The sequence below is a fragment of the Escherichia sp. 20412-1 genome (assembly GCF_003027595.1).
Classification (GTDB): Bacteria; Pseudomonadota; Gammaproteobacteria; order Enterobacterales; family Enterobacteriaceae; genus Escherichia; species Escherichia marmotae.
This window is the reverse complement of the sequence record NZ_PYQM01000126.1, coordinates 1-687: the sequence shown is the minus strand read 5'-3', so window position 1 is coordinate 687 and position 687 is coordinate 1. Positions and strand designations below refer to the sequence as shown.

1 pseudogene is annotated in these 687 nt (G+C 50.4%); it reads left to right on the top strand.

Annotated features, from left to right (window positions below):
• Positions 1–72: 72 nt before the first annotated feature.
• Positions 73–687, top strand: a pseudogene (locus C7B16_RS24315) (IS3-like element IS911 family transposase); the annotation flags it as partial.

The window sequence follows — 687 nt, the reverse complement described above, 5'->3', positions numbered from 1 at the left end:
TGTAGTGGCACACTAAATTTGGCCACCTGAACAGAGGTGATATGCTCACCTCAGAACAACACAGGTGCTCCAATGAAAAAAAGAAATTTCAGCGCAGAGTTTAAACGCGAATCCGCTCAACTGGTTGTTGACCAGAACTACACGGTGGCAGATGCCGCCAAAGCTATGGATGTTGGCCTTTCCACAATGACAAGATGGGTCAAACAACTGCGTGATGAGCGTCAGGGCAAAACACCAAAAGCCTCTCCGATAACACCAGAACAAATCGAAATACGTGAGCTGAGGAAAAAGCTACAACGCATTGAAATGGAGAATGAAATATTAAAAAAGGCTACCGCGCTCTTGATGTCAGACTCCCTGAACAGTTCTCGATAATCGGGAAACTCAGAGCGCATTATCCGGTGGTTACACTCTGCCATGTGTTCGGGGTTCATCGCAGCAGCTACAGATACTGGAAAAACCGGCCCGAAAAACCAGACGGCAGACGGGCTGTATTACGCAGTCAGGTACTTGAGCTACATGGCATCAGCCACGGTTCGGCCGGAGCAAGAAGCATCGCCACAATGGCAACCCGGAGAGGCTACCAGATGGGACGCTGGCTTGCTGGCAGGCTCATGAAAGAGCTGGGGCTGGTCAGCTGTCAGCAGCCGACTCACCGGTATAAACGTGGTGGTCATGAACATGTTG